Origin of the sequence: Micromonospora sp. WMMC241 (assembly GCF_027460165.1) — a bacterium.
Classification (GTDB): Bacteria; Actinomycetota; Actinomycetes; order Mycobacteriales; family Micromonosporaceae; genus Micromonospora; species Micromonospora humi.
In genome coordinates this window covers 1786078-1812616 of the sequence record NZ_JAPZBF010000001.1, presented here as the reverse complement: position 1 = coordinate 1812616, position 26539 = coordinate 1786078, and the positions used below count along the sequence as shown (strand labels likewise).

Below are 26539 nucleotides of genomic sequence, written 5' to 3'. Positions count from 1 at the left end.
ACCGGCCCCGGACACACGGTCGGTCAGCGGCGTGCCTCGGCCAGTTCCCGGCGCCGGTCGCGCGACGACTTGACCAGGCTCGCCGCCGTGGCCACGGCCAGGGTGCCGAGGATGACGGTCAGCGAGAGCCAGATCGGGATGTGCGGGGCCCAGCCCACGTGCTCGCCGCCGTTGATGAACGGCAGGTTGTTGTCGGCAAGCGCCTCCAGCACCAGCTTGACCCCGATGAAGCCGAGCACCACGGCCAGCCCGTAGCTGAGGTAGATGAGCCGGTCCAGCAGGCCGCCCAGCAGGAAGTAGAGCTGCCGCAGCCCCATCAGCGCGAACACGTTCGCGGTGAAGACCAGGTACGGCTCCTGGGTGATGCCGAAGATCGCCGGGATCGAGTCGAGCGCGAAGATGAGGTCGGTGGTGCCGATCGCGATCATCACGATCAGCATCGGGGTGAACAGCCGACGCCCGTTCTCCCGGGTGGTCATCCGCGCCCCGTCGAAGTCACGGGACAGCGGGAGCGCCTTGCGGCTCCACCGGATCAGCAGGTTCTCGCTGAACTCGTCCTCGTCCGGCTCGCCCTGCCGGGCCAGGTTCACCGCCGTGTAGATCAGGAACGCGCCGAAGATGTAGAACACCCAGGAGAACTGGGAGATCAGCGCGGCGCCGGCCGCGATGAACCCACCGCGCATGACCAGCGCCAGCAGGATGCCGACGAGCAGCACCTTCTGCTGGTACTGCCGGGGCACCCCGAAGCGGGCCATGATGATCACGAAGACGAAGAGGTTGTCGACCGAGAGGCTGTACTCGGTGAGCCAGCCCGTGTAGAACTGCCCGGCGACGCTCGGCCCGGCGGTCAGCCAGAGCACCACGCCGAAGAGCAGCGCCAGCACGACGTAGAAGCCGACCCACAGGCTGGACTCACGGACGCTGGGCTCGTGCGGGCGGCGACCGATGATGAACAGGTCGGCCAGCAGGACCGCGATCATCGCGGTCAGGGTTACCGCCCACACCAATGCGGACACGTTCAAATCCATCCTCCGGCAGACACGCAGCGTCGGGCACACCGTACGCCGGGTGTGGGGCCGGGGTGCGTCGACGCTGACTGTGGTGACTGTCGGAGGTCTCTTCCGCCGGGGCCCGTGGGCTCCGACCGACGGAGCCGGGTCGAGCCACCTGGGGGTGCTGGCGCTCTTCCGTGCTGACGACTCCGTCGCGGGGGAATACTCCCCTCCTCGGCCGCCATTGTTCACCATCGCACCGGGGTGGCGCATCTCCGGGCGCCGATCTGCCGTCGCCACGTGCCACGCCTCACGTCACCACGCGCAACGCATCCTAGGAGGCTAGCTTCATCTCGGTCCCCCGCCGCCGGTGCAGCCACCTTCCAAGCCCCTTTCGAGCTGATGGCAGGAACGACTCAGGGGCCGTTGCGTCGCGCCCAGCCGCCGTGCCCGCACCCAGCCCTCTCATCGCCGTGCCCGGCGTGAGTCGTTTCTGCCATCAGCTCCAAAGACAGCGCAGCAGCACGTGGACCATGGCGGCCGGCGATCCGGGGAGGCGGTCGCCGCCGGCTGCGGAAGGCTACGGGTGTGCGGGTGGCACCGGGGCGGCGGGCAACACCGGATCAGGCGGCAGCAGCGGGTCGGCGAAGGACCAGCCGGCGGCGAGCAGGGCGTCGCACGCGGCGGTCGCGGCGGCCAGCCGCTCCTCGTGCGTACCGCGCAACGCGACCACCGGCACCCCGCTCTCGGCCAGCTCCGCGCGGAACCGGCCGGTCATCCACGCCCGCAGGTGCTCCCCGTCGCGCAGGCCGTCGTCGGCGAAGGGCACCCCCTCGTGGTCGGTGAGCAGGTAGAGCGCGGGACGCCGGGCCGCCGCGCGCACCGCGTCCGAGGAGGACCCGAGATACCGCTCCTCCCAGACCGCGGTGGCCCGGGCATCGGTGTCGCAGAACAGCAGCGGACCGCTCACCCGCGCCGCCGCGTCCTCGGCGGCCTGCTGCTCGCGTACCACCTCGACGAAGTCGTTCCGGTCCCAGGTGACGTCGAAGACGGTCGCGTCCGGCCGGGACCGGCGCAACCCGGCGAGCTTGCGCGCGGTCAGCTCGCGGCCGAACTCCGGGACCCAGGCGGTGCGATAGTGCTCGGCGAGCGCCCGGGCCATGGTCGTGGTGCCGGTGGACTCCGCGCCGACCACCACCACCCGCCGGACCAGCCACGCCCGCACCGGTGGGCTCAGCCACCGCCAGTGCCCCGCCGGGTCCGCGCGCACGGCGGTGCCGGAAACCGGCGCCGCGCGGCGATCCGGATCCACGTCGACCGCGACCGCGTCGAACCGGCGGGCCAGCTCCTCGCCGTACGCCTCGGAGGAGAAGACGGCGTCCACCGGCGCGCCCGCGAGCGCGTCGGCGAACACCGCGCAGTGCAGGTCCCAGACCGCCGGATCGGCGTAGTCGACCGGGTGGTCGTCGTACCGGCCGACGAACCGCACCCACGGGGTGCCGGCGTGGGCCTCGCGCAGCCAGCCCAGCCGCAGGCCGAGCGGGATCGACTCCCGCCGGGACGGCGCCACCACCACGGTCACCGCCGCGCACCGGGCCGCGGCGGCCTCGACGAGCGCGTGGTGCCCGGCGTGCGGCGGATAGAACTTGCCGACCACCAGGCCGTGCCGGAAGCGCCCGCTCGCGCTCATGCGGCCACCGGCGCGGGCCCCGGCGGCACCGGCGTGGCCACCGCGCGCCGGCGCAGGTCCGCCCGCCAGGCCCGCAACCCGACCACGCACAGGCCCAGGAAGATCAGGTAGAGACCGCCGGTCAGCCAGAGCCCCTTGTACGCGTAGAGCGGGATGTAGATCAGGTCGGCGACGATCCACAGCCACCAGCTCTCCACCAGCTTGCGGGTCTGGCCGTAGGTGGCCAGCAACGACAGCGCGGTGGTGACCGCGTCGGCCAACGGCACGGTGGAGTCGGTGGCCCGGTCCAGGAACACCCACAGGCCGGCGGTGAGCAGCAGCCCGGCACCGCCCAGCGCCCACCACTCCCGTCGCCCGGTGCGGGCCACCGTGAGCCGGCCGCGCCGGTCGCCGCCGAACAGCCAGTGCCACCAGCCGTAGGCCCCGAGCGCCACGTAGACGAGTTGCAGTCCGGCATCGGCGTACAGGCCGGCGGTCCAGAACAACAGCATCAGCAGCAGCACGTTGGCGATGCCGATCGGCCAGTTCGCGATGTGCTGGCGGGCGACCAGCCAGACGTTGACCACACCGGTGACGAAGCCGAGCAACTCGGCCCAGGTGGTGCCGGCCCCCCACACGGTGAACGCGGTGCCGGTGAGCCAGTCGAGCATGGTGTGTCCTCCCCCGAGCGCACCCGGAGCGTACCGGTGCACCCCGGGCATGGGAGGCTTCGGGCATGGTTCTTGAGGTCGCGCTGATCGACGTGACGCCCGGAAACGAGGACGACTTCGCCGCCGCCTACGCGCAGGCGCGTCCGATCCTCGCCGGCAGCGAGGGATGCCGCTCGGTGCGGATGACCCGCGGGGTGGAGTCACCCACCCGATTCGTGCTCCTGGTCGAGTGGGACTCGGTCGAGGCGCACGACGTCAACTTCCGGCAGACCGAGCGCTTCGGGCGGTGGCGCGGGCTGATCGGGCCCTACTTCGCGGGCCCGCCGCTGGTCGAGCACTTCGTCGACGTGCCGGCCTGAACTGTCGCACCCCTCACGTAACCTGCGCGCGACGCGCGGTCACCGGTCCCGACGGGCATCGGGGGCGCCGGGCCCGGTGGGCGCGCGGCGACGTCACTCCAGCTCGTGCGGGTCACGCTGTCGGGGCACCGGCGGGGCGCCGAGCCGGCGGGTCAGCAGCTCGACCGTCGCGTCCTCCGACAGCGCCGCCGCGAGCAGCCGCTCGATCAACTGCTCGTAGCGGGCCACATCGGCCTCGGCGACCAGGCGCAGGTCGGTGGTGAGCGTCTCCACCAGCACCGTGCGCGGGTCGTCCGGGTCCGGGTAGGCGTAGTAGGAGAACGGCGCCAGCGGGTGCAGGTCGTCGCCCGACGACGCGCCGTGGGGCAGCACCCGGATCGCCACGTGCGACCGCTCGGCCAGCGCCAGCAGGTGGCGCACCTGCTCCCGCCACACCTCGGCCGGCAGGCCGGCCGGCTCGCACGCCCGCTCGTCGAGCAGCGCCGTGTAGTGCGGAGGGTCCGGCCGGACCAGCAGTTCCTGGCGCACGGCCCGGGCGCGCACGTCGGCCTCCACGTCCACCTCGCCGGCGAGCGACGCGCCGGCGGCCACCCGCAAGCGGGCGTACGCCGGGGTCTGCAGCAGGCCGGGCACGAGCGCCGGCTGGTATTCCACGATGCGTTCGGCGCCCGCCTCCAGCTCCGCGTACGCCCGCTGCCGCTCGCCCATCTCGCCGAGCGCCTTGGACCAGCCGCGCCCGGTGGCGGCGTCCCGGGCGATGACGATCAGGTCGTCGCGCTGGTGCGGCGGCACCTCGTAGACGTCGAGCAGGTCGAGGACGTCGGCCAGGTCGGGCCGGCTCTGACCCAGCTCGATGCGGGACAGCTTCGACGTGGACGCCCAGCCGAGCCGGGTGCAGACCTGCTCGAGCGTGAGCGACTCACGACGGCGCAGCCGGCGCAGCTCGACGCCGAGCCGCACCCGCCGGACGACAGGACTTGCTGACAACGGCATGCGCGCCTCCCGCTGGGAGCGTACGCATGACCATCACACACGGCAATACCTCGCTCGCGCAGAGCGACAAGCACTCGTCAGCGCACCCCGGCCGCGTCCATCCCCCGCAGCTCCTTCTTGAGGTCGGAGACCTCGTCGCGGATCCGCGCCGCCAGCTCGAACTGGAGCTCCCGCGCGGCGGCCAGCATCTGGTCGTTGAGCTCCTGGATGAGGTTGGCCAGGTCGGCCCGGGCCATCCCCTCGCGGGAGGGCGTCACCGCGCCGCCCCGGCCGCCCCGGCTGCGGGTCTCCTTGACCGGCGCCTTGCCCCGGGAGAGCTGCCGCGCCGCGCCGCCGACGGTGGTGTTCTCGGTGTCCTCCGCCTCGCGGTAGATGTCGTCGAGGATGTCGTGGATCTTCTTGCGCAGCGGCTCGGGGCTGATCCCGTACGCCTCGTTGTGCGCGATCTGCTTGGCCCGACGCCGGTTGGTCTCGTCGATCGCGGACGCCATCGACGGAGTGATCTTGTCGGCGTACATGTGGACCTGGCCGGAGACGTTACGGGCCGCCCGGCCGATGGTCTGGATCAGCGACCGGCCGCTGCGCAGGAACCCCTCCTTGTCGGCGTCGAGGATCGCCACCAGGGAGACCTCGGGCAGGTCGAGACCCTCCCGCAGCAGGTTGATGCCGACCAGCACGTCGTAGTCGCCCTTGCGCAGCTCGCTCAGCAGCTCCACCCGGCGCAGCGTGTCCACCTCCGAGTGCAGGTAGCGCACCCGGATGCCGTTCTCCAGGAGGTAGTCGGAGAGATCCTCGGCCATCTTCTTGGTCAGCGTGGTGACCAGCACCCGCTCGTCCCGCTCGGTGCGCAGCTTGATCTCGTGCATGAGGTCGTCGATCTGCCCCTTGGTCGGCTTCACCACCACCTCGGGGTCGATCAGGCCGGTCGGCCGGATCACCTGCTCGACGAACTCGCCCTGGGCCTGCTCCAGCTCCCACGGGCCGGGGGTGGCGGACAGGAAGACCGACTGGCCCACCCGCTCCAGGTATTCGTCGAAGCGCAGGGGCCGGTTGTCGGCGGCGCTGGGCAGCCGGAAGCCGTGGTCGATCAGCATCCGCTTACGGGAGGCGTCGCCCTCGTACATGCCGCCGATCTGCGGGATGGTCACGTGCGACTCGTCGACCACGGTGAGGAAGTCGTCGGGGAAGTAGTCGAGCAGGCAGTGCGGCGGGCTGCCGGGCAGCCGGCCGTCCATGTGCATCGAGTAGTTCTCGATGCCGGAGCAGAAGCCGACCTGCCGCATCATCTCGATGTCGTAGGTGGTGCGCATGCGCAGCCGCTGCGCCTCCAGCAGTTTGCCCTGCCGCTCCAGCTCGGCCAGCCGCTCGGCCAGCTCGGCCTCGATGTCGCGGATCGCCCGCTCCATGCGCTCCGGGCCGGCCGCGTAGTGCGTCGCCGGGAAGATCACCAGGCTGTCCACCTCACGGACCACGTCACCGGTCAACGGGTTGAGGTAGTAGAGCTTCTCGATCTCGTCGCCGAACAGCTCGATCCGGACGGCGAGTTCCTCGTAGGCCGGGATGATCTCCAACGTGTCACCGCGGACCCGGAAGGTGCCGCGCTGGAAGGCCATGTCGTTGCGGGTGTACTGGATGTCGACCAGGCGGCGCAGCAGCTGGTCGCGGTCGAGCTCCTGCCCCACCTCGGCCCGCACCGCGCGGTCGAGGTATTCCTCCGGCGTGCCCAGGCCGTAGATCGCCGACACGGTGGCGACCACGATGACGTCGCGCCGGGTGAGCAGCGACATGGTCGCCGAGTGCCGCAGCCGCTCGACCTCCTCGTTGATCGAGGAGTCCTTCTCGATGTAGGTGTCGGTCTGCGGGATGTAGGCCTCGGGCTGGTAGTAGTCGTAGTAGGAGACGAAGTATTCGACCGCGTTGTGCGGCAGCAGCTCGCTGAACTCCTTGGCCAGCTGCGCGGCGAGGGTCTTGTTGGGCGCGAGCACCAGGGTGGGCCGCTGCAACCGTTCGACCAGCCACGCCGTGGTGGCGCTCTTGCCGGTGCCGGTCGCGCCGAGCAGCACCGTGTTGCGGTCGCCACGCCGCACACGACGCTCAAGGTCGTCGATGGCTGCCGGCTGGTCGCCGGCCGGCTTGAACTCGCTGACGACCTGGAAGCGGCCGTCCAGCCGGGGAATGTCGAGCGCCATGCCACCAACGGTACGCCCGCGGTCCGACACTTCCGGACCGACCACGGACCGTCCCTGACCGGCTTCGATATTCCCATTGTGTGGCTCATCTCACCGGACTACCCTCGTACCGTAGGCCGCTCGCGGCGGCCGACCGGGCAGGTGGCCGCCCCCTCGCGGGGGCCCGGCCGCCCCCGGCGCCAGGGGCCGCAGCACCCGGGACGACCGGCGTGCGCGCCCACGGTGGTCGCGCTGAAGCGCTCACCGGCCGCCGCGAGCGCCACCGCACGTCACCCGGAACCCCACCGCCGCGTTCACCACTCGTGGAGCCCTCTCCCGATCGCCGGCCGCGACGCGACCGCACGCCCGGCGGCGGCGCGTCCACCCCGGAGCCGGGCCGGCAGCGCGCGGGACGCCCGCACCGGCTCACCGCGCGGGGCGGCGGGGACCAGCCGGTGCCACGCGAGCCGGGCCGGGGTCACCGCCGCGCCCGCACCAACGGCCCGGCCCGGCCCGCCACCGGCCGCCGTCGGCGCACCGATCCCGGCCCCGCCGCCGCCACCGCGCGGCCGGGCGACGACAGCGCGCTGGACGGTGCGGACGACGCGCCGGAGCGCCCGACCCGGCGGCGCGCCACCCTGGCCGCGCTGGTGGTGGCCGCTGCCGCCTCGGCGACCGTCCTGGTCACCGGTCTGCTGGGCGGAACCCCGCAGCGGCCCGACCGGACCGACGCGGAGCGCCCGCTGAGCGCGGCCGAGGCGGACCGGGTGGCCGCGCTCCGGGTCACCAACCTGCGGGACGTCCGCGCCGGCGTCCGGGTCACCGTCGGCGCCGGCCGGGACCGCACCGACCTGATCGGCTGGGTCGACTGGGCCCGGCCGCTGGTCTACCTGGACGTCGGCGGACCCGGCGCGGGCGCCGACCGGGGCCTCGTCCAGGCCACCACGTCGGCGCTGCTGGTCCGCCCCGACGCGACCGCGTCACCCCGCGCGCGTCCGCCGCTGGTGCCGCCGGACGACCGGTGGCGGCTCCGCGAACCCTCCGCCGGGCGCGGCCTCACCGCCGTCCGCGACCTGCTGCTCGGCCTCGGCGCGGACCGGGTCGACCCGGTCCGACCGGACGACCGCTGGCTGCGTCGGGAGAGCATCGCGGGCGTCGGAGTGGACGTGTTCCGGGCCTCGCTGGCCGCTGCGTCGGGCGACCCCCGGCCGACGCTCTGGCTGGACCGCGACGCCCGGCTGCACCGGCTCACCGGCCGGCTGCCCGACGGCACGGCGGTCACGGTCGACCTGCTACGCGCGGACCGGCCCACCCCGCACCCGGTGGACGCCCTCGGCGGTCGTCCCGGCCAGCCCCGGGCACTGACCGACGACGAGGCCGACCGACTGGCCCGACTACCCGCCCGGCTGCGGGCCGCCGGCGCCGTGGCGGTGGCCGTGGCCGCCCCGCTCGGCCCGTCGGCCGACCTGGACGGCACCGGCACGCTGAACTGGACGACGTCCTCGGCATCGCTCACGGTGACCGACGAGGACACCGGCCGGCGCACCCGGCGGGAGGTCCGGACCGGTCGGGCCGCCCACACGCAGGCCTCCCCCGACGGTCCCGGGGCACCGCCACCGCCGGCGCCCGCCGACGAGCTGGACCGCCTGCTCACCGCGGCGCTGCGGGCCGGCGCCCATCCGCCGGGCGAGCCGGCGGTCCGGGTCCGGGAGGATCGGACGGCTGACCGTACGGTCGACGTCGTCGAGGTGCCGGGCGGCCTGCGCTGGTGGCTCGACCGGTCCGGGCTGCCGCGCCGGCTGGAGCTGCGCACCGGGCACGGGGTGTGGATCCGCCTCGACCTGTTCGCCGGCGCGGCGCGCTGACCTGCCGGTCAGGGCCGCCAGCCGGTCTGCGCGGCCCACTCCTCGGCCCGCAGGTGCTCCTCGTCGAACCAGGGGTCGGTGAGCGTGCCCAGCTCGACGCTCTCCGGGGCGGTGGCCACCAGGTCGCGCTTGACCTGCAGGTAGGCGGCCCGCAGCGCCGGGTCGGCACGCAGGTGGTCGCGCATCAGCAACGCGTGGCGCCAGCCGGCCGAACCGGCGACCCGCAGGTGCAGGAGCACCGGCCGGCCCGGGTCGGCGCCGGCGTGCAGCCGCTTCGCCCAGCGCACGCGGTCGGCGCGGCGCGGCGCGTCCCACCACTCACCGGGCAGCCGGGGAAATCCGGCCTCGGCCAACCGGTCGGCGAGCGGGCCGTCCGCGTCCGTGAGCGAGGGCACGGTCAGTTGGATGTCGATGACGTCCGGCGCGGTGAGGCCGGGCACGGCGGTGGAGCCCACGTGGTCGACCCGGAGATCGCCGCCGGCCGCGTGCCGGATCCGGGCGGCCACCCGGGCGTACTGCGCGGGCCAGGTCGGGTCGGGCTCGGCGAGCGCCGAGTGGTCGGGTCGGACCGCGTGCCGCTCGCGGACGTTGCGTTCGTAGGGCAGCAGCCGGTCCCGCCAGAGGTCGTCCACCGCGTCGTGCAGCTCCGACAGCGTGCCGTCGTTGGTGAGCAGCACGTCCGCCGCCGCCTCCCGGCGGGCGTCGTCGGCCTGCGCGGCGATTCGCCGCTCGGCCTCGGCCGGGTCCATGCCCCGGTCGCGCGACAGCCGCGCCAACCGGGTCGGCACCGCCGTCTGCACCACGAGCACCAGATGGTACGTCGGCGCGAGCCCCACCTCGACCAGCAGCGGCACGTCGTTGACCACCACCGCGTCGGCGGGCGCGGCGGCGACCAGCTCGGCCGCCCGCGCGCGCACCCGGGGGTGGGTGATCGCCTCCAGCCGGCGGCGCGCCGCCTCGTCGCCGAAGACCAGGGCGCCCAGCGCGGCCCGGTCCAGCGCGCCGTCGCCGCCGAGCACCCGGTCGGAGAACGCGGCGACCACCTCGGCCAGGCCCTCGGTGCCGGGGGCGACCACCTCGCGGGCGATCCGGTCCGAGTCGACGACCACCGCGCCGAGCGCCGCGAGGCGGCTCGCCACCGCGCTCTTGCCCGACCCGATCCCGCCGGTCAGCCCCACCTTCAGCATCCGGACAGTCAACCCGATCGCCCGGCCCGCGCCAAACCGGCCTCGCCGGACCGGAACGACCGCGGGCCCCGCCCCCGGCGCTCCGCTGGTGCGGAACGCGGGGACGGGGCCCGTCGGTCAGAGCTGCTGGCCCGTCCGTACGGACGGAACCGGCGTCAGCGACCGGTCACTTGCCGCCGGCGAGCTTCTCCCGCAGCGCGGCGAGCGCCTCGTCGGTGGCCAGCGTGCCGGCCGGCTCCTCGGCCTGACGGCTCGGGGCCGACGAGGTCGAGGAGGTCGAGGTGGTCGACGCGCTGGCGGGCGGAGCCGGGTTGGCAGCGGCCTCGGCGTCGGCGGCGCGGGAGGTCTGCACCTGCTTGGTGTGGGCCTCCCAACGCTGACGCGCCTCGGCGTACTGGTTCTCCCAGGTCTCGCGCTGCTTGTCGTAGCCCTCGAGCCACTCGCCCGTCTCCGGGTCGAAGCCCTCGGGGTAGATGTAGTTGCCCTCGTTGTCGTACGTGGCAGCCATGCCGTAGAGGGTCGGGTCGAAGTGCTCCTCGCCCTCGACGAAGCCCTCGTTGGCCTGCTTGAGCGACAGCGAGATCCGGCGACGCTCCAGGTCGATGTCGATGACCTTGACCATGACCTCGGAGCCGACCTGCACGACCTGCTCCGGGATCTCCACGTGGCGCTCGGCCAGCTCGGAGATGTGGACCAGGCCCTCGATGCCGTCGTCCACCCGGACGAACGCGCCGAACGGCACCAGCTTGGTGACCTTACCCGGCACGATCTGCTGGATCGCGTGGGTGCGGGCGAACTGACGCCACGGGTCCTCCTGGGTCGCCTTCAGCGACAGCGAGACCCGCTCGCGGTCCAGGTCGACGTCCAGGACCTCGACCTCGACCTCCTGGCCCACCTCGACGACCTCGGACGGGTGGTCGATGTGCTTCCAGGACAGCTCGGAGACGTGCACGAGGCCGTCCACGCCACCCAGGTCGACGAACGCGCCGAAGTTGACGATCGACGAGACGACGCCCTTGCGGACCTGGCCCTTCTGCAGCTTGTTGAGGAACTCGGTGCGCACCTCGGACTGCGTCTGCTCCAGCCAGGCCCGGCGGGACAGGACCACGTTGTTGCGGTTCTTGTCCAGCTCGATGATCTTGGCTTCGAGCTCGCGGCCGACGTACGGCTGCAGGTCACGCACCCGCCGCATCTCGACCAGCGACGCGGGCAGGAAGCCGCGCAGGCCGATGTCGAGGATGAGACCACCCTTGACGACCTCGATGACCGAGCCGCGGACGACGCCGTCCTCGTCCTTGATCTTCTCGATCGTGCCCCAGGCCCGCTCGTACTGCGCCCGCTTCTTGGAGAGGATCAGCCGACCCTCCTTGTCCTCCTTCTGGAGGACGAGGGCCTCGATGTGGTCGCCGACCGAAACCACCTCGGCCGGGTCCACGTCGTGCTTGATCGACAGCTCCCGAGAGGGGATCACGCCCTCGGTCTTGTAGCCGATGTCGAGCAGGACCTCGTCCCGATCGACCTTGACGACGGTGCCTTCGACAATGTCGCCGTCGTTGAAGTACTTGATGGTCTCGTCGATAGCGGCGAGGAATGCTTCCTCAGAGCCGAGATCGTCGTGCGTGACCTTGTTGGCGCTCGAGGTGGCCTCGATGCTGCTCGTCATGTGGGCGGTTGCTCCGGTCGGATGGGTTGTCACAGCGGGCATGGGTGTCGCGGTGACTCTTCCGCGCCAGCGGATCCGTCGCCGGGCACACCGAACGATCGACGCGAGAAGATCATTAGTGGCTCCGGTGACCGCGCACCTGCTCCCTGCCGAGGCACACGATCCGCGAGCGCATCGTCTAGCCTACCCGCTGCATTACCACAGCGTGCAAGCCCTCCCGGGTCCGTGCGAGCTCATCGGCTGCGAAAGCGGAGATTTCGCGCGGTAAGGTGCCACGCCTGTCTCGTCCGTCACATCGGTCACTTCCGCAACACGCCGGACCCCACCACGCCGCCGGCCCGGGCCGGCCCTAGCGTGGACGGGTGGACGACGACAGGGTGACCCGCCGGCGGGTCGGCGCCGCAGAGATCCGCCGCGCCAACCGCGGCTGGTGGGACACCGACGCCGACGCCTACCAGGCCGAGCACGGCACGTTCCTCGGCGAGGTGGACTTCGTCTGGTGCCCCGAGGGCCTGCGCGAGGCCGACGCCCGGCTGCTCGGCGACGTCACCGGCCGGCGGGTCCTCGAACTCGGCGCCGGCGCGGCCGCCGCCGCCCGCTGGCTCGCCGCCGAGGGCGCCCGGCCGGTCGCCCTGGACCTGTCCGCCGGCATGTTGCGCCACGCCGCCGAGGCCGCCGACCGGACCGGGGTACGAGTGCCGCTGGTCCAGGCCGACGCGCTGGCCCTGCCGTTCGCCGACGCCGCCTTCGACGTGGTCTGCACCGCGTTCGGCGCGATCCCGTTCGTGGACGACTCCGCGGCGGCGATGCGCGAGGTGGCCCGGGTGCTGCGCCCCGGCGGCCGGTGGGTCTTCTCGGTCACCCACCCGATGCGGTGGATCTTCCTCGACGACCCGGGCGAGGGCGGGCTCACCGCCGTGCACTCCTACTTCGACCGCTCCCCCTACGTCGAGCAGGACGCGCACGGCGTGGCCACGTACGTGGAGCAGCACCGCACGCTCGGCGACCGGGTCCGGGAGCTGGTCGACGCCGGCTTCCGCCTGCTCGACCTGGTGGAGCCGGAGTGGCCGGCCGGGCACGAGGGGATCTGGGGCCAGTGGAGCCCGCTGCGCGGCCGCCTCTTCCCCGGCACCGCCATCTTCGTCGCCGAGAAGCCGTCCCGCTGAGCACATCGCACATCCGGTGCGACGTCGGTGACGTCACCCGACGGTACGGTCGCCACGTGCCGGCCGAGCCCGCTCCGACTCCACCTTCCCCCTGGTGTCCGGACCCGATGCGGCAGCAGCGTGCCGACTACACGCTGGAGGACCTGCGCACACCGCCGGACGACGCCCCCCGCGTCGAGCTCGTCGACGGCATCGTCCGGGTGATGCCCGCCCCCGATCCGGGCCATCACGTCGTCTCGCTCATGCTGGCCGCGTGGCTGCACGCCCGCACCCCGGCCCACCCGGTGCACCTCTACGCGTACCGCCTCGGCGACCGGATCGGCCCGGGCGGTGAGCGCCAGTACGAGCTGGTGGCCGACGGCAGCGAGGTCATCGAGCTGACCGATCCGTTCCCGCTCAAGCTGCCGATCGCCGACATCCGGCCCTGACCGCCGGCCGCCCGTTACTCGACCCCGACGACGGGTAACCGGGCGGCATGGCCGAGAAGGAGTTCCGCGCCGGCGACCACGTCTCCTGGGCCAGCCACAGCGGCCGGGCGTACGGCGTGGTCAAGGAGAAACTGACCGAGCGCACCCACGTCCGCGGGCATCCGGTGAACGCCTCGCCCGAGCAGCCGCAGTACCGGATCACCAACGACGACTCCGGCCGCGACGTCGCCCACCGACCGGAGGTGCTGCGCGATGAGCCGCAGTGAGGACCCGCAGCAGACGTACCGCGAGTTCACCGACGCGGTGAACATGAAACCGGCCGAGCTGACCCGCTGGCTGGAGACCGACGAGTCCAAGCACGTCGGCTGGCACAAGCCCGGTACCAAGGGCGGCGAGTCGGTCGGGCACGACTCCGGCCGCAAGATCGTGGACCTGCTGCGCCGCAAGCGCGACCAGCTCACCGCCGCCGACTACAAGCACATGCGCAAGGTGATCGGATACGTGCACCGGCACCTCGCCCAGCGCCCGTCCGGCGACGTCCGGGACACGAAGTGGCGCTGGTCGCTGATGAACTGGGGCCACGACCCGCTCAAGGGGTGAGTCCCGCCGGAGGCGGTCCGGTCGCGCCGCGTTGGTACCGTGCCGGCGATGACGACCGCCGCACCCGCCGCCCGCCGTCATCCCCGCGCCGGACGCCTGGTCCTCGTGGCCGGTCTGGCGCTGATCGGCCTCGCCGCGCTCTGGCTGCTGCTGACCGGGAACACCGGCGTCCGCTACAGCGCCGACCACACCGACACCGTGCCGATGTGGCACCGGTGGATCCCGGCCCTGGTCGGCATCGCGCTGATCCGGCTGGTCCCACCGGCGGCGGACCTCCGGTGGCCGGACCCGGTCGCGCCGTGGCGGGAGGCGACGCCGCTGCTGCTGGCCGGCATCGCGTTCGCCGCGATCATGCCGCTGCTCGGTGGCGAGCCGGCGTACACCGTGGTGAAGCTGGTGCTGCTGTTCGGCGTACCGGTCGGGGTGTTCCTGGTCGCCCGGCGGTGGCCGCCGCGTTGGCGTCCCGCGCCGGCCCCGGCGGACGCCGCCCACCGCTGGGGGCCGGCGCTGCCGGTGGCGGTGTGGCTGGTGCTCAGCTACGCGACCCCGCTGGCGGTCCCGGCCAGCGGCTGGGGACGGACGCTCGCGCCGGTCGAGCTGGTCGCCACCGTGCTGGTGGTGTTCGCCGTGAACGCGCTGCTGGAGGAGGTCTTCTACCGGCGGTGGTTGCAGACCCGGTGGGAGTCGCTGCTGGGCCGTTGGCCGGCGATCGTGCTGGCGTCGCTGGTCTGGGCGGCGTGGCACGTCGCCATCCAGGGCAGCGGCCGCCCCGGCACCGACCTGGCATCGGTGGCCGTCAACCAGGGGGTGCAGGGGCTCTTCCTCGGCTACCTGTGGTCCCGGTACCGCCGGATGTGGCCACCACTGGTGGTGCACGGCGCGGTCAACGCGCTGCCCGGGCTGCTCGGCATGTGAGCACCGGGTCGGGTCAGTGGTCGGCGCTGTTCCAGTCGCGGCCCTCGCCCACCGACACCTCCATCGGCACCGACAGCGGGTGGGCCGCCCCCATCTCCTTGCGCACCAACGCCTCCAACGCCTCCCGCTCCCCCGGCGCGACCTCGAAGACCAGCTCGTCGTGCACCTGGAGCAGCATCCGGGACCGCAGGCCCGCCGCCCGCAACGCGGCGTCGACGCGCAGCATGGCGACCTTGATGATGTCGGCCGCCGAGCCCTGGATCGGGGCGTTGAGCGCCATCCGCTCGGCCATCTCCCGGCGCTGCCGGTTGTCGCTGACCAGGTCGGGCAGGTAGCGCCGGCGACCCAGGATGGTGGAGGTGTAGCCGTCCTGGCGGGCCCGGGCCACCACCTCGTGGAGGTAGTCGCGGACCCCGCCGAACCCGGCGAAGTAGTTCTCCATCAGCCCACGCGCCTCCTCGGCGGAGATGGTGAGCTGCTGGGACAGGCCGAACGCGCTCAATCCGTAGGCCAGGCCGTAGTTCATCGCCTTGATCTTGCGCCGCTGGTCGGCCGTCACCTGGCCGACCTCGACGGCGAAGACCGAGGAGGCGGTCGCGGCGTGGAAGTCGTGCCCCGAGTTGAACGCCTCGACCAGCGCCTCGTCGGCGGACAGATGCGCCATGATCCGCATCTCGATCTGGCTGTAGTCGGCGGTGAGCAGGCATTCGTAGCCCTCACCGACGACGAACGCGCGCCGGATCCGCCGCCCCTCCTCGGTGCGGATCGGGATGTTCTGCAGGTTGGGCTCGGTCGACGACAGCCGCCCGGTCGCCGCCACGGTCTGGTTGAACGTGGTGTGGATCCGGCCGTCGTCGGAGACCGACTTGAGCAGCCCGTCCACCGTCGACTTGAGCTTGGCCACGTCGCGGTGGCGCAGCAGGTGGTGCAGCAGCGGGTGCTCGGTCTGCGCGTAGAGCCACTGCAGGGCGTCGGCGTCGGTGGTGTAGCCGGTCTTGATCCGCTTGGTCTTCGGCAGGCCCAGCTCGGTGAAGAGGATCTCCTGCAACTGCTTGGGCGAGCCCAGGTTGAACTCCCGGCCGACCACCTCGTAGGCGCCCTGGGCGGCGGCCTTCACCTCGGCGGCGAAGTGCGCCTCCAGCTCGGAGAGGTAGTCGGTGTCGGCGGCGATGCCGGTGCGCTCCATGGCGGCGAGCACCCGCATCAGCGGCAGCTCCACCTCGGCCATCAGCCGGGCGGACTGTTCGCCGTCGCGGGACAGCTCGGCGTCGATCGCGTCGGCCAGGTCGAGGGTGGCCCGGGCCTGGAGCATGAGGTTCTGCTCGGCCGCGCCCTCGTCGCCGAAGCCGTCCAGGGTGAGCTGGCCGGTCTCCGGGGCGTCGACACGCAGCTCCCGGTGCAGGTAACGCAGGGCCAGGTCGGTGAGGTCGTAGGAGCGCTGGTCGGGACGGGCCAGGTAGGCGGCGATCTGGGTGTCGCGGGCGATGCCCTGCAGATCCCAGCCGTGCGCGGCGAACGCCAGCACCGCCGGCTTGCTGTCGTGCAGCACCTTGGGACGCGCGGCGTCGGCCAGCCAGCCGGCCAGCGCGGCCTCGTCGTCGGCCTCCAGCCGGGCCGGGTCGAACCAGGCGGCCGCGCCGTCGGCGGTGGCCAGCGCCATCCCGGTCACGGTCGCGGTGTGCCGACGGTTGGGGCCGGTGTCGAGCGTGGCGGCCAGGCCGACCGGCGCGCCCGCCGAAGCGTGCGTGTCCAGCCAGCCGGCGAGCGCGCCCGGCTCGGTCAACACCTCGCCGGCCAGCTCGAAGCCGGCCTCGGCCTCCGGCTCGACGGCCTCCAGGTATTGGTAGAGCCGGTCGCGCAGGATGCGGAACTGCAGCGTGTCGAAGACCTGGTGCACGGCCTCCCGGTCCCAGCCCTGCCAGCGGGCGTCCTCCGGGCGCACCGGCAGCTCCAGGTCGGTGACCAGGCGGTTGATCTCGTAGTTGCGGATCACGTCGGAGAGCCGCTCGCGCAGGCTGTCGCCGGCCTTGCCCTTGATCTCGTCGGCGTGGGCCACCACGCCCTCGACGCCGTCGTAGAGGTTGATCCACTTGGCCGCGGTCTTCGGGCCGACGCCGGGGACGCCCGGCAGGTTGTCGCTGGTCTCGCCGACCAGCGCGGCCAGGTCGCGGTAGCGGCCGGGGGTGACGCCGTACTTCGCCTCGACCGCCGCCGGGTCCATCCGGGCCAGGTCGGAGACGCCCTTGCGCGGGTAGAGCACGGTGACCTGGTCGCCGACGAGCTGGAACGCGTCCCGGTCGCCGGAGGTGATCAGCACGTCCATGCCCTGGTCGCGGGCCTGGCAGGCGAGCGTGGCGATGACGTCGTCGGCCTCGTAGCCCTCCTTCTCCACCACCGGCACGCGCAGCGCCGCGAGGACCTCCTTGACCAGGCTCACCTGGCCCTTGAAGTCGGTCGGGGTCTCGCTGCGGCCGGCCTTGTACTCGGAGTATTTCTCGGTGCGGAAGGAGCGGCGGGAGACGTCGAACGCGACCACGATGTGGGTCGGCTGCTCGTCGCGCAGCACGTTGATCAACATCGAGGTGAAGCCGTAGACGGCGTTGGTCGGCTGCCCCGTGGTGGTGGAGAAGTTTTCCACCGGCAGGGCGAAGAAGGCCCGGTATGCCAGGGAGTGTCCGTCGACGAGGAGCAGGCGCGGCGTCGTAGCTGTCACGGCAGCGACTCTAGTCCGTACGCCCGACAAGCTCGGCCTCCGGTGCGGCGCGTGCCGCACCGGAGGCCGAGGTCAGAGCACCTTGGCCAGGAACGCCTTGGTCCGCTCGTGCCGCGGGGCCGCGATCACCTCGCGCGGGTCGCCCTGCTCGACGACCACCCCGCCGTCCATGAAGACCAGGTGGTCGCCGACCTCGCGGGCGAAGCCGATCTCGTGGGTCACCACGATCATCGTCATCCCGTCGCGGGCCAGGTCCTTCATCGTGTCCAGCACCTCGCCCACCAGCTCCGGGTCGAGCGCGCTGGTCGGCTCGTCGAAGAGCATCAGCTTCGGTTGCATGGCCAGCGCCCGGGCGATCGCCACCCGCTGCTGCTGGCCGCCGGAGAGCTGACCCGGGTACGCGCCGAGCTTGTCGCCCAGCCCCACCCGCTCCAGCAGCTCCGCCGCGCGCTCCCGGGCCTGCGCCTTCTTCGACTGGCGCAGCAGCACCGGCGCCTCGACGACGTTGCCCAGCACTGTCATGTGCGGGAAGAGGTTGAACCGCTGGAACACCATGCCGATCGCCCGGCGCTGCGCGGCCACCTCCTTGTCCCGCATCTCGTGCAGCTTCCCGCCGCGCTCCCGGTAGCCGATCAGATCGCCGTCCACCCAGATCCGGCCGGCGTCGATCTTCTCCAGGTGGTTGATGCACCGCAGGAACGTCGACTTGCCGGAGCCGGAGGGTCCGAGCAGGCAGCACACCTCGCCGGCGCGGACCTCCAGGTCGATGCCCTTGAGCACCTCCAGCGGCCCGAACGACTTGTGCACCTGCTCGGCGCGGACCATCAGGCCGGACTCGGCCGTCGGCGCGGTGGCCTGCGTGGGCACGATCAGCTCGGTCACTTCGCCACCCCCGCGCCCCCGCCGGTCTCGGCCGTCATCCCCCGCAGCTTCATCCTGGCCCGCCCGCTCGCGCCGTAGCCCTTGCCGAAGTGGCGTTCCAGGAAATACTGGCCGACCAGCAGGATGCTGGTCAGGAACAGGTACCAGAGGCAGGCCGCGACGTACATCGGAAAGATCTGGAACGTCCGCTTGCCGACGGCGTCGAGCTGGAAGAACAACTCCACGCTCACCGGCACGTAGAGCAGCAGCGACGTGTCCTTGAGCATGGCGATGGTCTCGTTGCCGGTCGGCGGGATGATCACCCGCATCGCCTGCGGCAGCACCACCCGACGCAGCAGTTGGCCCCGGCTCAGGCCGAGCGCCTGGGCCGCCTCGGTCTGCCCCTCGTCCACCGACTGGATGCCGGCCCGGACGATCTCCGCCATGTACGCGGCCTCGGAGAGCGCGAGCCCGAGCAGGCCGGCCATGAAGCCGGTGAGGAGGTCACGGGAGGAGAAACCGAACAACCGCAGTTGCAGGTTGTCGATGCCGAACAGCTGGCCGAGCTGGGTGTCGAACGGCACGCCGAACTCGACCCGGCTCCACAGGATGCCGATGTTGCCGAACACGGCCAGCAGCACCAGCCGCGGCACGGCCCGGAAGAACCAGGTGTAGAGCCAGGCCACGCCGCGCAGGATCGGGTTGTCGGAGAGCCGCATCACCGCGATCACCACGCCGAGCGTGACGCCGATCAGCATGGCGCTGACCGTGATCAGCACGGTGCCGCGGACCAGGCCCTCGATGATCGGCGGCCGGAACATCTTGTCGACCATGAAGGACCAGTTGAAGGCCTCGTTGGTCACCAACAGGTGGACGAACATCGCGGCCAGCACGGCGAGCACCGCCACCGCGACCCATCGTCCCGGGTGCCGCACGGGCACGGCCTTGATCGGTTCCGGCCGTGCCCGCGCGGTTGTTGCTTCCTCGGTGGTCATGTCGTCACGGGTTGATCGCGGGATCCGTGATCGCGCCGTCCCCCACCTTCCACTTGTCCAGCACCTGCTTGTAGGAGCCGTCGGTGACCAGCGCCTTGGCGGCGTCGCGCACCGCCTCGGCGAACTGCGCCTGGTCCTTGGCCACCACGTAGCCGTACGGAGCCGCCTCGTACTGCTTGTCCAGCAGTTCCAGGGCGTCGTTGGACTGGGTCACCGCGTACACCCCGACCGGGTAGTCGGCGAGCATCGCGTCGTCCTTCCCGGAGACGACCGCCGCGGTGGCGGCGTCCTGACCCGGGAACTGGTCGATGCTGATCGCCGGCTTGCCCGCGTCGGTACAGGTCTTGGACCGCTTCTGGATGTCCTCGACCTGGACCGTGTCCTTCTGCACCGCGATCTTCTTGCCGCAGGCGTTGTCCAGCGCGATCCCGGCCGGGTTGCCCTTCTTGGTCACCCACTGGGTGCCGACCTGGAAGTAGCTGACCATGTTGGCCTGGCCCTTGCGCTCGTCGTTGATGGTGAACGACGAGACGCCGACCTCGTACTTGCCCGAGTTGACGCCGGTGATGATGTCGCCGAACGGCGCCGAGACGAACTCCGCCTTCAGGCCGAGCTTGGCCGCCACGGCGGTGAACAGCTCCACATCGAAGCCGATGACCGTCTTGCCGTCGTTGTCCAGGAACTCCGCCGGGGCGTACGTCGAGTCGGTGCCGACCACGATCTTCCCGTCGGACTTGATCGCGTCCGGGACCTTCGCGGCCAGCGCGGCGTCTACCGAGGACGCGACGCTGGGGCCGCCGCCGGGCTGCTCGGTGCCCTCCTCCTCACCGCAGGCGGCGAGGGAGAGCAGGAGGACTGCCGCGCCGGCGACGCCGAGCGCCGCCCGCCGGCCGGGGGTGGGGTGGACCATGGGGTACTCCTTTTGCGAGGGGGGCGTCGGTCAGGCCACGCCGAGGTAGGCCTCTTTGACCGAGGGGTCGTGCAGCAGGTCCGCGCCGGTGCCGCTCTTGACGATCCGGCCGGTCTCCAGCACGTACGCCCGGTGTGCGCGGGCCAGGGCCTGCTGGGCGTTCTGCTCCACCAGCAGGACCGTGGTGCCCTGCTGGTTGATCTCCGTGATGATGGTGAAGATCTGCTGGATCAGCATCGGGGCGAGACCCATCGACGGCTCGTCGAGCAGCAGCAGCTTCGGCCGGCTCATCAGCGCCCGGCCGACCGCGAGCATCTGCTGCTCGCCGCCGGAGAGGGTGCCGCCGGCCTGCTTGCGCCGCTCGGCCAGCCGCGGGAACAGGTCCAGCACCCGCGCCAGGTCCTGCGCGATGCCGGCCTTGTCCCGCCGGGTGTACGCGCCCATGTCGAGGTTCTCCAGCACCGTCATGCCGGGGAAGATGCCCCGGCCCTCGGGCGCCTGGCACAGCCCGCGCCGGACCCGCAGGTCGGCCCGGAGCTTGGTGATGTCCTCTCCGGCGAACCTGATGCTGCCGGTGGCGACCGGCCGGATGCCGGAGATCGCCCGCATGGTGGTGGACTTGCCGGCGCCGTTCGCGCCGATCAGCGCCACGATCTCGCCCTCGTCCACGGTCAGGCTGATGCCGTGCAGCGCCTGGATCCGCCCGTAGAGCAGGCTCACGTCCTCGATCTCAAGCAGCATCGTCCGGCACCCCCAGGTACGCCGCGACCACCTTCGGGTTGTCCCGCACCTCGGCGGGCAGCCCTTCGGCGATCTTCTTTCCGAACTCCAGGACCACGATCCGGTCGGTCACGCCCATCACCAGGCGCATGTCGTGCTCGATCAGCAGCACGGTCACGCCCTGGTCCCGGACCTGCCGGATGAGCTGGAGCAGTTCCTCCTTCTCCGCCGGGTTGAAGCCGGCGGCCGGCTCGTCCAGGCAGAGCAGCACCGGGTCGGTGGCGAGCGCGCGGGCGATCTCCAGGCGCCGCTGCTCGCCGTAGGACAGGTTGCGGGCGAACTCGTGCATCCGCTTGCGGATGCCGACGAACTCCAGCAGGCGCTCGGCCTTCTCCCGGCCCTCGCGCTCCTCCTTCCAGTGCCGCGGCAGCCGCAGCAGCGCGGAGACCACGCTGGTCTTGTGGTGCGCGTCCGCGCCGACCTGGACGTTCTCCAGCGCGGTCATCTCCGGGAAGAGCCGGATGTTCTGGAACGTGCGGGCCATGCCCATCCGGGTGATCTGGTGGCGCTTCTTGCCGCTGATCCTCTCGCCCCGGAACCGGATCTGCCCCTCGGTGGGCTGGTAGATGCCGGTCATCGCGTTGAAGCAGGTGGTCTTGCCCGCGCCGTTGGGTCCGATCAGCCCGAGGATCTCGCCCTTGTAGAGGGTGAAGTCCACGTCGTTGAGGGCCACCACGCCGCCGAAGCGCAGCGTGACGTGGTCGACCTCCAGCAGCGGTTCCCGCTCGGACACGGTCTCGACCGCGGGCGCCGCGGCCTGGGCCGGAACGGCCGGGGTCTGTTCGGTGTCACTCACCGACGATCACCTCCTTGCGGCGGTCCTTGAACTCCGCCGCTCGTCGCCGGTTCGGGATCAGGCCCTGCGGGCGGAAGATCATCATGATCACGAGCACCAGGCCGAAGAAGAGGAACCGGTACTCGTACAGCTCGATGCCGAACAGCTCGATGCCGCGGAACCGCTCGATCATGTACGCCACCAGGCCGCCACCGACGATCGCGCCGACGATGTTGCCGGAGCCGCCGAAGATGACCGCGGCCAGGATGATGATCGAGTTGAGCAGCTCGAAGTTCTGCGAGTTGACGAAGTTCTGCTTGCCGGCGAACAGCGCGCCGGCCAGGCCGGCGATCGCCGCGCCGGAGGCGAACGCCCAGAGCTTGAACTTGAACGTCGGCACGCCCATCAGCTGGGCCGCGTCCTCGTCCTCCCGGATCGAGATCCAGGCCCGGCCGACCCGGCTGTGGGTCAGGTTCCGCACCCCGATCACCACCAGGATGATCAGCGTGAGCACCAGCCAGTAGTAGGGGCGGGCGTCGAGCACGCCGAAGAACGGCCGCCCGTCGGCGTACTTGCCCGGCGGGTGCGGGATCTCGCTGAAGCCCCGCTGTCCCTTGAGGAACGAGGAGCTGACCGCCGCGATCCGGATCATCTCGGCGAAGCCGAGCGTCACCAGCGCCAGGTAGTCGCCGCGCAGGCGCAGCGTCGGCGTGCCCAGCATGACGCCGGAGACCATGGTCAGCGCGATCGCGATCGGCACCACCAGCAGCCACGGCCACAGCGTCTTGAGGTTGCTGCTCGGCGACGTGAGCACCGCGACGGTGTACGCGCCGACCGCGAAGAAGCCGAAGTAGCCGAGGTCGAGCAGACCGGCGAACCCGACCACGATGTTCAGGCCGACCGCCAGCAGCACGTAGATCGAGACGGTGAAGAGCACCTGGGTGAAGTTCGCCCCGGGCGTCGGGATCGGCCCGAGGTACTGGTAGAACTCCTTGTTCGGCAGCGCGTAGAAGAACACGATGACCGCGGCCAGCAGCACCCACCGCACCCAGCGCGGGGCGTGGTGCCAGCGATCCGCGATCGCCGCCCGGCCGTTCCGCAGCTTGTCCACCGCCGTCTCCCGCCGCTCCGGCGGGTCAATGGTGGTCGTCATGCGCGTGCCCTCCCCAGTGATTCGCCCAGCAGACCGGTCGGGCGGAACATCAGCAGCACGACCAGCACCGCGAACGCGGCGAAGTCCTTCCACTGACTGCCGAACAGGCCGGAGGCGTAGTTCTCCACGACGCCCAGCAGCAGGCCGCCGATCAGCGCGCCCCGCAGGTTGCCGATGCCGCCGAGCACCGCGGCGGTGAACGCCTTGAGGCCCAGCAGGAAGCCGACGCTGTAGGTGAGCGTCTGGATCCGTACGTCGTAGAGCAGGCCCGCGACGCCGGCCATGGTGCCGCCGGCGATGAAGACCATCAGGATGATCCGGTCCTTGTTGACGCCCATCAGGGCCGCCGTGTTGGCGTCCTGCGCCACCGCCCGGATGCCGCGGCCGGTGCGGCTGCGGTTGATGAACTGGTCCAGCGCGAACATCATCACCAGCGCGGCGCCGATGGTGAGCAGCTGGATGCTGTCGATCGGCACCCCGGCGACGTGGAAGAGCGGCTTCGAGCTGACCAGCGACGGCGCGCCCTCCGGCAGGCGCCGGGTGTAGACGCCGAACGCCTCGGAGATCGCGATCGAGGCGCCGATGGCGGTGATCAGGAACGCCAGCGGTGGCGCGTTGCGCTTACGCAGCGGCCGGTACGCCACCCGCTCGATCACGGTCGCGGTGCCGGCCGAGGCGATGGCCGCCACGATCATCGCCACCAGCAGGTAGAACAGGATCGAGCCGACGCCGCTGACCTGGGAGTTCTGGTCGAGACCGAAACCGTTCCAGGTCCAGATCGCGGCGAACGCGCCCGCGATGAACACCTCGGAGTGGGCGAAGTTGATGAGCCTGAGCACGCCGTAGACAAGCGTGTAGCCGAGCGCGACCAGGGCGTAGATCGCACCCTGTGTCAGGCCGGTCGTGGTGAGTTCTCCGAAGTTGGAGAACAGTCCGTCGAAGTTCAAGGGAGGGACGCTCCGTCGCTCAAGAGAAAAAGGGGGTGCGGCCGGGAGCCAGCTCCCGGCCGCACCCGCGATTCACAACTCAATCGCCAGTCGCAGCGATCAGACGATCAGGGCTTCGGGATCTCCTGGTCCGGGACGACCTTGCCGCCCTGCACCTTGAACGCCCAGACCTTGACCTGCGCCGGGTCCAGCTCGCCGCCCTCGACGAACTTGTAGCTGGCGGCCACGCCCTCGCCGCTGTAGCCCTTGACGAACTCCACCAGGTCGGCGCGGGAGGTCTTGCCGGCCTTGATGCCCGCCAGCAGGATGTTCGCCGCGTCGAACGCGGTGTCGCTGTAGGTGCCCGGGTCGGCGCCGTTCAGCGCCTTGTAGTCGGCGGCGAAGGAGCCACGGGCCTCGGTGGACGGCTGGCAGGGGCAGGTGAGGATGGTGCCCTCGGCGGCCGCCGCACCGGCGGAGGTGATGTAGGCGCCGTCGTTCACGCCGTCACCGGCGACCAGCGGGGCGGTGACGCCGGCAGCGGTGAGCTGCTTGCGGATCAGGCCGGCCTCCTGGTAGTAGCCGCCGTAGAAGACCGCCTTGACGTTGGCGGCCTTGACCTTGGTGACCACACCGGAGAACTCGGTCTGCTTGCCCTCGCCCTGGACCTTGTCGCTGCCCACGACCGCCGGGCCGAGCACCTTCTTGACCTCGTCGGCCAGGCCGGCGCCGTACGCCGACTGGTCGTCGATGACGTAGACCCGGTCGGCCTTGATGACGTTCTTGATGTAGCTGCCGGCGGCGGGACCCTGGCTCAGGTCGTTGCCGACCGCCCGGAAGAAGGTCTTCCAACCCTTCTTGGCGAGGGTCGGGTTGGTCGCGGAGGGGGTGATGGTGACCAGACCGGCCTCGTTGAACAGCGGACCGGCGGCCTCCGACTCGCCCGAGTAGGCCGGACCCACGACACCGAGGATCTTGGTGTCGTCGATCGCCTTCTGGGCCAGGCCGGGCGCCTGGTCCGGGCTGCCCTGCGAGTCGAGCTCGGCGAGCTCGACCTTGCAGTCCGGGTTCTCCTTGTTGTACTTGTCGACCGCCAGCTTGGCGCCGTTCTTCTCGTTGATGCCCAGCGCGGCCGAGCTACCGGTCAGCGCGCCAAAGAAAGCGATCTTGCTCCCGCAGGCGCTGCCCCCGGAACCCTCATCGTCGCTGCCGCTGGAACAAGCGGTACCACCGGCGACGAGCGCCAGCATGGCGACCCCGCCGATCACGCGTGCGAGCTTCTGCCTCAAGGCCCGAACCCTCCTCCGTCCATGGTCCGAACCACCCGCTGCTGATTGGCCCTTGCGGGGGGCGGACGAACCAGACCGTCGTCGCCGGTCTGGGCCGGGACGTTATCCCACTGGCGAGCGGTGGCGTAAGACCCGGAAAGCGGGGTTGACCGAACCGTTACACGCCGTGGCGGATTCCCGACGCTTCCCGTAAGAACCGTAGGCGCCGAAAGGCTTTCACCGAGGTTTCATCGGTAACGGGTCAACCGACCGTCACCCGCTACCCATCGACGTCCGGCAACGCCGCCCACCAGGCACGGGAGCTTCTCCCGTCATCCGCGACCACCAGCAGCCCGGTGTCGCCCGCGGCCACCGCCACCGCCGCGTCGCCGCGTGCCGGCACGGGCGTCGGCACGATCACCGGCCGCCACGACACGCCGCCGTCACCCGATATCCACAATCGGCGATCCGCGCCGTCACCGGTCACCGCGACCAGCCGACCACCGGCCGCCACCAGACCCGTCACCGCCGACACCCCGGGCCCGGCCGCGCCGAAACCGCCGACCCGCCGCCACCCGTCCGACCCATCGGCCGAGGACCCCCACACCGCGAAGCCGTCGCGCACCGGACCCACCGCCGTCGGCGCGCCGTCGCGCAGCACCACCCGCTCCGCCGCCCCGCCGGAGTCCGCCGGCAACGCCGCCCGCCGCCACGACCGGCCGTCCGCCGACGACCAGGCCAGCGGCGTCAACGCCGTGCCGCCCGCCGGCAGCAACGACCCCACCACCAGCCAACCCGACCCCAGCGCCACCGCGTCCGACGCCGCCGTCCGGCCCCGTGCGTCGCCGGCCAACTCCGCGACGCCCTCGCGCACCACGAACCCGCCGGCGTCCGGCGACGTCCACACCGCCGCGCCGTCCGTGCGCGCCCCCGCGATCAACCAGCCGCCCGGCCCGGCCGCCAGCCGCGACGCGCTCACCGCGCGCGGCCCGCCGAACAGCTCGAACGCCGCCGGCACCTCCCGCACCGGCCCGCCCGGACGCCACACCCAGGATCCGGTACGCGGATTGCCGTGCACGCCGCCCGTCTTCGCCCCGAGCGCCGCCATCCCGTCGTCGCGACACGCGACCGCGTAGAGCACGTGCTGCCGGCCGTAGAACGTCTGCGCCCGCACCGGCAACGCCGACCAGGTCACGCCGTCCGAGCTGGACCAAGCCGCCGGTCGGGTCTCCCCCGCCGGATCGACGAGCCCGCCGACGGCGTACCAGCGCCCGGCGCACCGCGTCGCGTCGCGCAAAAGCGGGCGACCCGCGGGGCCCGGCGGCAGGGGCAGCTCGACGGCCCGCCAGGCCGGGCGCACGGGCTCCGGCGCGGCCGGCTCCTCCGGCGCCGAGCGGCAGGCGGCCACCAGCACCGCGACACCGGCCGCCACGACGAACACCGACCTCGGGCGCGGAAGAGGCATGGATCCGATCCTATCGA

At 71.9% G+C, this 26539-nt stretch carries 24 protein-coding genes; 7 read left to right on the top strand and 17 right to left on the bottom strand.

All coding sequences use genetic code 11. The features are described from left to right. Window positions 1–23: 23 nt before the first annotated feature. The 3 genes from O7598_RS08700 to pnuC all read right to left on the bottom strand — a co-directional run bounded on the left by O7598_RS08700 (window position 24) and on the right by pnuC (window position 3332). The gene (locus O7598_RS08700; RefSeq protein ID WP_269690816.1) at window positions 24–1022 is read right to left on the bottom strand and encodes a TerC family protein; all 999 of its coding nucleotides are present in this window, start codon (window positions 1020–1022) and stop codon (window positions 24–26) included. A 550-nt stretch (window positions 1023–1572) separates the two neighbouring features. Next, complete coding sequence (locus O7598_RS08695; protein WP_269690815.1) at window positions 1573–2682, bottom strand: AAA family ATPase; 1110 nt, start codon at window positions 2680–2682, stop codon at window positions 1573–1575. Beyond that, a complete protein-coding gene (pnuC, locus tag O7598_RS08690) occupies window positions 2679–3332 on the bottom strand; it encodes a nicotinamide riboside transporter PnuC (RefSeq protein WP_269690814.1) in 654 nt (217 codons plus the stop codon). Before pnuC ends, O7598_RS08695 begins: the two co-directional genes overlap by 4 nt. Before the next feature lie 65 nt (window positions 3333–3397). Between pnuC and O7598_RS08685 the strand changes: the two genes are divergently transcribed. Then, entirely contained in the window at window positions 3398–3691 is a 294-nt protein-coding gene (locus tag O7598_RS08685; RefSeq protein ID WP_091059928.1) for an antibiotic biosynthesis monooxygenase family protein, read from the top strand. A gap of 93 nt (window positions 3692–3784) precedes the next feature. On the opposite strand, the gene O7598_RS08680 is transcribed toward O7598_RS08685, so the two are convergent. Continuing rightward, window positions 3785–4684 carry a DUF5753 domain-containing protein gene (locus tag O7598_RS08680; protein WP_269690813.1) on the bottom strand — a complete coding sequence of 300 codons (900 nt, stop codon included), beginning with the start codon at window positions 4682–4684 and terminating at the stop codon, window positions 3785–3787. Between the two features lie 77 nt (window positions 4685–4761). Beyond that, window positions 4762–6873: an excinuclease ABC subunit UvrB gene (uvrB, locus tag O7598_RS08675; protein WP_269690812.1), complete on the bottom strand. Its 2112-nt coding sequence runs from the start codon at window positions 6871–6873 to the stop codon at window positions 4762–4764. A 434-nt stretch (window positions 6874–7307) separates the two neighbouring features. Here uvrB and O7598_RS08670 point away from each other — a divergent pair, with 434 nt between their 5' ends. Then, on the top strand, window positions 7308–8717 hold the full coding sequence (locus O7598_RS08670; protein WP_269690811.1) for a hypothetical protein: 1410 nt from the start codon (window positions 7308–7310) through the stop codon (window positions 8715–8717). A gap of 8 nt (window positions 8718–8725) precedes the next feature. Here O7598_RS08670 and coaE read toward each other — a convergent pair whose 3' ends face one another. Both coaE and rpsA read right to left on the bottom strand, forming a co-directional pair. Next, window positions 8726–9904, bottom strand: a complete 1179-nt coding sequence (coaE, locus tag O7598_RS08665) for a dephospho-CoA kinase (RefSeq protein WP_269690810.1) — start codon at window positions 9902–9904, stop codon at window positions 8726–8728. Window positions 9905–10070: 166 nt separating this feature from the next. Then, window positions 10071–11609: a 30S ribosomal protein S1 gene (rpsA, locus tag O7598_RS08660; protein ID WP_269690809.1), complete on the bottom strand. Its 1539-nt coding sequence runs from the start codon at window positions 11607–11609 to the stop codon at window positions 10071–10073. A gap of 320 nt (window positions 11610–11929) precedes the next feature. Here rpsA and O7598_RS08655 point away from each other — a divergent pair, with 320 nt between their 5' ends. From O7598_RS08655 to O7598_RS08635, 5 genes are all read left to right on the top strand, one after another. After that, window positions 11930–12733 carry a class I SAM-dependent methyltransferase gene (locus O7598_RS08655; protein WP_269690808.1) on the top strand — a complete coding sequence of 268 codons (804 nt, stop codon included), beginning with the start codon at window positions 11930–11932 and terminating at the stop codon, window positions 12731–12733. Window positions 12734–12840: 107 nt separating this feature from the next. Continuing rightward, complete coding sequence (locus O7598_RS08650) at window positions 12841–13161, top strand: hypothetical protein (RefSeq protein ID WP_269690807.1); 321 nt, start codon at window positions 12841–12843, stop codon at window positions 13159–13161. A gap of 47 nt (window positions 13162–13208) precedes the next feature. Further along, window positions 13209–13427 carry a DUF2945 domain-containing protein gene (locus O7598_RS08645; RefSeq protein ID WP_269690806.1) on the top strand — a complete coding sequence of 73 codons (219 nt, stop codon included), beginning with the start codon at window positions 13209–13211 and terminating at the stop codon, window positions 13425–13427. After that, window positions 13414–13761, top strand: coding sequence for a DUF3140 domain-containing protein (locus tag O7598_RS08640; RefSeq protein ID WP_442929837.1), 348 nt, complete (start codon window positions 13414–13416; stop codon window positions 13759–13761). The genes O7598_RS08645 and O7598_RS08640 overlap by 14 nt, the downstream gene beginning before the upstream one ends. A gap of 48 nt (window positions 13762–13809) precedes the next feature. Next, window positions 13810–14676, top strand: coding sequence for a CPBP family intramembrane glutamic endopeptidase (locus O7598_RS08635; protein ID WP_269690805.1), 867 nt, complete (start codon window positions 13810–13812; stop codon window positions 14674–14676). 13 nt (window positions 14677–14689) lie between these two features. On the opposite strand, the gene polA is transcribed toward O7598_RS08635, so the two are convergent. The 10 genes from polA to O7598_RS08585 all read right to left on the bottom strand — a co-directional run bounded on the left by polA (window position 14690) and on the right by O7598_RS08585 (window position 26522). Further along, window positions 14690–17389 carry a DNA polymerase I gene (polA, locus tag O7598_RS08630; RefSeq protein ID WP_269690804.1) on the bottom strand — a complete coding sequence of 900 codons (2700 nt, stop codon included), beginning with the start codon at window positions 17387–17389 and terminating at the stop codon, window positions 14690–14692. Window positions 17390–17461: 72 nt separating this feature from the next. Then, window positions 17462–18214, bottom strand: a complete 753-nt coding sequence (locus tag O7598_RS08625; RefSeq protein ID WP_269694805.1) for an amino acid ABC transporter ATP-binding protein — start codon at window positions 18212–18214, stop codon at window positions 17462–17464. Between the two features lie 53 nt (window positions 18215–18267). Next, a complete protein-coding gene (locus tag O7598_RS08620) occupies window positions 18268–19245 on the bottom strand; it encodes an amino acid ABC transporter permease (protein ID WP_269690803.1) in 978 nt (325 codons plus the stop codon). Window positions 19246–19249: 4 nt separating this feature from the next. After that, window positions 19250–20155 carry an ABC transporter substrate-binding protein gene (locus O7598_RS08615; protein ID WP_269690802.1) on the bottom strand — a complete coding sequence of 302 codons (906 nt, stop codon included), beginning with the start codon at window positions 20153–20155 and terminating at the stop codon, window positions 19250–19252. A gap of 30 nt (window positions 20156–20185) precedes the next feature. Beyond that, on the bottom strand, window positions 20186–20896 hold the full coding sequence (locus tag O7598_RS08610; protein ID WP_269690801.1) for an ABC transporter ATP-binding protein: 711 nt from the start codon (window positions 20894–20896) through the stop codon (window positions 20186–20188). Then, window positions 20886–21731, bottom strand: coding sequence for an ABC transporter ATP-binding protein (locus tag O7598_RS08605; protein WP_442929836.1), 846 nt, complete (start codon window positions 21729–21731; stop codon window positions 20886–20888). The genes O7598_RS08610 and O7598_RS08605 overlap by 11 nt, the downstream gene beginning before the upstream one ends. After that, on the bottom strand, window positions 21724–22863 hold the full coding sequence (locus O7598_RS08600; protein ID WP_269690800.1) for a branched-chain amino acid ABC transporter permease: 1140 nt from the start codon (window positions 22861–22863) through the stop codon (window positions 21724–21726). The genes O7598_RS08605 and O7598_RS08600 overlap by 8 nt, the downstream gene beginning before the upstream one ends. Further along, window positions 22860–23810, bottom strand: coding sequence for a branched-chain amino acid ABC transporter permease (locus O7598_RS08595; protein WP_269690799.1), 951 nt, complete (start codon window positions 23808–23810; stop codon window positions 22860–22862). The genes O7598_RS08600 and O7598_RS08595 overlap by 4 nt, the downstream gene beginning before the upstream one ends. A gap of 107 nt (window positions 23811–23917) precedes the next feature. Continuing rightward, window positions 23918–25078: a branched-chain amino acid ABC transporter substrate-binding protein gene (locus tag O7598_RS08590; RefSeq protein WP_269690798.1), complete on the bottom strand. Its 1161-nt coding sequence runs from the start codon at window positions 25076–25078 to the stop codon at window positions 23918–23920. 259 nt (window positions 25079–25337) lie between these two features. Beyond that, complete coding sequence (locus O7598_RS08585) at window positions 25338–26522, bottom strand: hypothetical protein (RefSeq protein WP_269690797.1); 1185 nt, start codon at window positions 26520–26522, stop codon at window positions 25338–25340. Window positions 26523–26539: the final 17 nt, after the last annotated feature.

What these genes read in the sequence shown, in the direction of transcription:
- pnuC (WP_269690814.1), bottom strand. Translation starts at nt 3,332, where the DNA reads ATGCTCGACTGGCTCACCGGCACCGCGTTCACCGTGTGGGGGGCCGGC.
- rpsA (WP_269690809.1), bottom strand. Translation starts at nt 11,609, where the DNA reads ATGCCCGCTGTGACAACCCATCCGACCGGAGCAACCGCCCACATGACG.
- O7598_RS08695 (WP_269690815.1), bottom strand. Translation starts at nt 2,682, where the DNA reads ATGAGCGCGAGCGGGCGCTTCCGGCACGGCCTGGTGGTCGGCAAGTTC.
- O7598_RS08620 (WP_269690803.1), bottom strand. Translation starts at nt 19,245, where the DNA reads ATGACCACCGAGGAAGCAACAACCGCGCGGGCACGGCCGGAACCGATC.
- O7598_RS08635 (WP_269690805.1), top strand. Translation starts at nt 13,810, where the DNA reads ATGACGACCGCCGCACCCGCCGCCCGCCGTCATCCCCGCGCCGGACGC.
- O7598_RS08640 (WP_442929837.1), top strand. Translation starts at nt 13,414, where the DNA reads ATGAGCCGCAGTGAGGACCCGCAGCAGACGTACCGCGAGTTCACCGAC.
- O7598_RS08610 (WP_269690801.1), bottom strand. Translation starts at nt 20,896, where the DNA reads ATGCTGCTTGAGATCGAGGACGTGAGCCTGCTCTACGGGCGGATCCAG.
- O7598_RS08615 (WP_269690802.1), bottom strand. Translation starts at nt 20,155, where the DNA reads ATGGTCCACCCCACCCCCGGCCGGCGGGCGGCGCTCGGCGTCGCCGGC.
- O7598_RS08685 (WP_091059928.1), top strand. Translation starts at nt 3,398, where the DNA reads ATGGTTCTTGAGGTCGCGCTGATCGACGTGACGCCCGGAAACGAGGAC.
- O7598_RS08600 (WP_269690800.1), bottom strand. Translation starts at nt 22,863, where the DNA reads ATGACGACCACCATTGACCCGCCGGAGCGGCGGGAGACGGCGGTGGAC.
- O7598_RS08650 (WP_269690807.1), top strand. Translation starts at nt 12,841, where the DNA reads ATGCGGCAGCAGCGTGCCGACTACACGCTGGAGGACCTGCGCACACCG.
- O7598_RS08680 (WP_269690813.1), bottom strand. Translation starts at nt 4,684, where the DNA reads ATGCCGTTGTCAGCAAGTCCTGTCGTCCGGCGGGTGCGGCTCGGCGTC.
- uvrB (WP_269690812.1), bottom strand. Translation starts at nt 6,873, where the DNA reads ATGGCGCTCGACATTCCCCGGCTGGACGGCCGCTTCCAGGTCGTCAGC.
- O7598_RS08645 (WP_269690806.1), top strand. Translation starts at nt 13,209, where the DNA reads ATGGCCGAGAAGGAGTTCCGCGCCGGCGACCACGTCTCCTGGGCCAGC.
- O7598_RS08585 (WP_269690797.1), bottom strand. Translation starts at nt 26,522, where the DNA reads ATGCCTCTTCCGCGCCCGAGGTCGGTGTTCGTCGTGGCGGCCGGTGTC.
- O7598_RS08625 (WP_269694805.1), bottom strand. Translation starts at nt 18,214, where the DNA reads ATGGTCCGCGCCGAGCAGGTGCACAAGTCGTTCGGGCCGCTGGAGGTG.
- coaE (WP_269690810.1), bottom strand. Translation starts at nt 9,904, where the DNA reads ATGCTGAAGGTGGGGCTGACCGGCGGGATCGGGTCGGGCAAGAGCGCG.